Source organism: Belnapia moabensis DSM 16746, from assembly GCF_000745835.1.
Taxonomy (GTDB): domain Bacteria; phylum Pseudomonadota; class Alphaproteobacteria; order Acetobacterales; family Acetobacteraceae; genus Belnapia; species Belnapia moabensis.
Window position 1 is genome coordinate 1 of the sequence record NZ_JQKB01000199.1, and the last position, 3,697, is coordinate 3,697.

Genomic DNA, 3,697 nt, shown 5'->3' on the forward strand with positions numbered 1-3,697 from the left:
GAGGTCATGCCCGGAGTTAGGCACCGAACCAGCCGTTACCTGAACAACAGAGCTGAGAACTCCCATCGACCAACCCGGCGTCGAGAGAGGCAGATGCAGCGCTTCAAGTCACCCCGGCAGGCGCAGCGGTTCCTGTCGTCTCACGCCATGATCTACGGCCATTTCCGACCGCGGCGTCACCTGATGACGGCCGGACAGTACCGCCGTGCCCGCGACAAGGCATTCCGGATATGGCGGCAGGAAACCTGCGTCCAGATGGCAGCATAAGGCGTAGGTCGTGCTGCCGCACGATGGTGCACGCCCTGCAGCCCAACAAGTTGACAATGCCGCTGTGGCGGCTGCGCTACCGCCTGACCTTGCGCGATCTCAGCGAGATGTTCCTTCAACGTGGGATTGTCTTCAGCCACGAGGCCGTCCGGGGCTGGGAAGCGAAGCTCGCGCCCATCCTGGCCCACGAACCCCGACAGCGACGGCACGGCGGGGCAGTGTCCGCAGCCGTCATTGGCAGGTTGATGAAACCTACCTCAAGGTTCGAGGCCGGTGGTGCTACCTGTATCGCGCCATTAACTGCCATAGTGATCTCGTCGACACCATGCTGAGCGAGTACCGCGACATGGCGGCGGCTCAAGTCTTCTTCCGCTCTGCGAAGTCGGTCACCGGCCAAGTCCCCAACCAGGTGACCACGGACGGGCATGGCTCCTACCCACAAGCTATCCGATCAACGCTTGGTCGGCGAGTTGTCCATCGGAGCAGCGCTTATAAAAATAACAGACTGGAACAAGATCATCACGGCGTGAAGGCCGCATTCGATGTATGCGCGGCTTCAGGAGCTTCGAATCAGAATACCGGTTCTGCCGAAGCTACGACGAACTTCGCAACTTGCTCCGCCCTCAAACCCGCCACAACCAGCACATCTCTGCCAACCGCCGTCGCCTGCTTCACCTTCGTCGTGCAGCCACTGCGCTTACCATTCTCGGGGCAGCGTAGAAGGGACGTGCCGTCCAACCCGCGACGTCAGGTTTTACGTGAGTGCTGACAGAACTGGCCCGTGGGGTGGAGAGATGCAAAGCCGAGCCGTCGGCCGCCGTCATCGACCGTGCGGGTCACCGGCGCTGGTGGCCCGACGCGCGGCTACTACGCCACAAAGTGGACCTTCGGCCGGAAGCGGGTCCAAGGTCAGCTGCCAAACGCCTGCTCATTGGAACACTTCGGGAGGATAAGCGCTTCCATCGTACGTATGCCGGCCGCACCATCGGAAGCTGCCTGCCTCAGATTGTGTCTCACCCCATGCCGAGAGTTGTCTCGTGATAGCGCGACGCGAAGTCATCGCTAGCTTGGCCGGCACCGCGGGGTTGGCCTTGGCCCACCCTGCCCTGGCCGAGCCCTGGCCAGCGAAGCCCATCCTTTTCGTGGCGCCCTATCCACCCGGCGGCGCCACCGACATCACCGCTCGCATCTATGGCCGGCATCTCCAGAAGCACCTCGGGCAGCCGGTCGTCATTGAGAACAGAGCCGGGGCCGGCGGCGAGATCGGAGCAGAATTCGTCGCGCGGGCGGCACCGGATGGCTACACCCTGCTCTTCGGTGCGATCGGCAGCCTCGCCATACACGCTGTCATTCCCTCACAGCGGCCTCCCTATGCGCTGTTCGCCGCATTCGTCGGCGTTTCGATGGGCAGTTCCGTTCCCCTGGCCGTCGCGGTGCGCGACACGCTCGGTGTGAACTCGCTGGAGGAGCTACTAGCCATGGCTAGGGCGAAGCCAGGCTCCCTTACCTACGGCTCCGCCGGCAACGGGTCCACGCAGCACCTCACCGGCGAGCATTTTAAGCAGCGCGCCGAGATTGACCTGCTCCACGTACCCTATCGCGGCAGCGGGCCGGCCGTGAACGACCTGTTGAGCGGGCAGATCGACCTAGTGCTCGAGACGCTCCCGGCGCTTTCCCCGGCAATACCGAGCGGCAGGATCAGACTGCTCGCAGTGACCAGTGCGGCACGCGCCATGATGATGCCGGAGACGCCTACGCTGAATGAGCTGGGCCTGAAGGGGTTCGACGTGAGCACGCTTTACGGGCTACTGGCGCCGCGCGGCACACCCGGAGAGATCGTCGAGCGGCTGTCCCACGCAATGCAGGACATCGCGCGCATGCCGGAGGTCCGGACGCAACTGGCCAACCAGGGGGCGGAGGCGGTAGCCTCCACGCCTGCGGAAACTGATGCCTTGATCCGCCGCGAAGTGAACAAGTGGAGCGAGGTGGCCTCTACCGCCAAGCTGGACTGACAGGAAGCGCGACAATCGGCACGACTGGAACCGGGCCAGAGACGAACGGCGCGCGAGCTCTCCGAGCACATCCCTTCTCACCACATTGTTACCGGGGTGACGACGGCTGCCATCAAGGCCACATATCGGCTATGAGCATGCTCCCTGACCAGTCGCCGCCGCCAGTGAAGCCCAAGCCCTGGTCCGAGGAGCGCCAGCGCCGGGCCGCCGACCGACTGAAGACCATCCGGTTGCGCATGGCGATCGGCCGCGAGCTGGACGAACGAGGCATCATCAAGCCAGCTGAGATCGGTGTCGCGCCCGGGATGCCGGCGGCCGAGGCAACCAAGCTACTGACCCGGCATCAATGGCGTGAAGGCGATGTCGAGCAGCTCGAGGCCGCAGCAGGCCGCCTGGGATTGCTGGTGCCGGCATCGGATCCATAGTGCTTATAAGCAAGTGCTGAAGCACCAGAACCCTTGTAAAGCGGCTATCTCATGATCTGAGCTCACGGTCCTATCGCCTGTGCAGCCCAAGGTTGGGCGGCATACTGCTGGTGGCGGGGAGCCAGGCATTGTCTTACCCTGGTAGCGGATTGCCATCGGTTCGCTCCCCCGCCACCTATCTCGGCCCTCAATAAACCCACAACTTCCTGGTTTCTGGCAGACGATCCTCCTGCTGCGGAGTCTCCGGCGACCGCGGATCTGGCAAAACCATCAGCTCCGCTCAGCCGCTGGGAGAACAATGGGCCAAGGCTGGTCAAGGCAACCGCGGGTGCCAATGCGACGCAAGCCTTTGACTTTAAAGACTAGGGCAAGCCCTGCATCACTTGCGGCAAGCGGCTTTACAATCCTGAAGTGCAATATTTAGGATCTCTTCCCTGTGCCAGGGGTTGTGAGAACGCGAGGTGGTCCCACTCCTCAGCAGTTTGCGCAAGACAGATACCTCCAACACTAGCCCGCCTCTCGGTCAGAGAGGGCGGGCTTCTTTTTGCCTGCCGCTTGAAGGCGGCAGCGCAACTGTGGGTGCGGATGCGGAACGCCCTGCATCACCTGTGGAATGCTCGCGAACCGGCCCGGCAAAAAGGGCGTTGGCGAGCTACTGACTACCCTTTCCTCCCTGACCTTGAAGGCCGCCTGGCTCCCAACAGGCGGCCTTTCCTTTGCCCGAAAGTTGAATGAGGCAGTGCCGTTTAGCCTATGAAGTGGTGCGGTGGCGAACCAGCGCGGCCCTTCAGCTCGGGCTGGAACTTCGAGGGTTCACTCAACCCCGCCTTCAAAGCCGTCCTTCGGACCACAAGGGCGGCTTTTCTTTGCCTGCAGCCCGATTGCGGCAAGCCCTGCATCACTTGCGGTAAGGGGGTCTTATCGCAGGTGAGCCGGCGCTGCCGCAATCGGCCTGGACGCAAAGGAAAGGCCGCCCGGGGTAGCGGCCTTGAG

At 63.0% G+C, this 3,697-nt stretch carries 3 protein-coding genes and 1 pseudogene; all 4 read left to right on the forward strand.

What is annotated here, in order from left to right; genetic code table 11:
- Window positions 1-139 (forward strand): annotated as a pseudogene (locus EP26_RS37920) (DDE-type integrase/transposase/recombinase); the annotation flags it as partial.
- 192 nt (window positions 140-331) lie between these two features.
- Window positions 332-1,036 (forward strand): DDE-type integrase/transposase/recombinase, encoded by a 705-nt coding sequence (locus EP26_RS38875; RefSeq protein WP_408735129.1) that lies wholly within the window; start codon window positions 332-334, stop codon window positions 1,034-1,036.
- Between the two features lie 322 nt (window positions 1,037-1,358).
- Window positions 1,359-2,279 (forward strand): Bug family tripartite tricarboxylate transporter substrate binding protein, encoded by a 921-nt coding sequence (locus EP26_RS30045; protein WP_211259624.1) that lies wholly within the window; start codon window positions 1,359-1,361, stop codon window positions 2,277-2,279.
- A gap of 137 nt (window positions 2,280-2,416) precedes the next feature.
- The gene (locus tag EP26_RS30050) at window positions 2,417-2,704 is read left to right on the forward strand and encodes a hypothetical protein (RefSeq protein WP_157033949.1); all 288 of its coding nucleotides are present in this window, start codon (window positions 2,417-2,419) and stop codon (window positions 2,702-2,704) included.
- The last annotated feature ends 993 nt before the right edge of the window (window positions 2,705-3,697 follow it).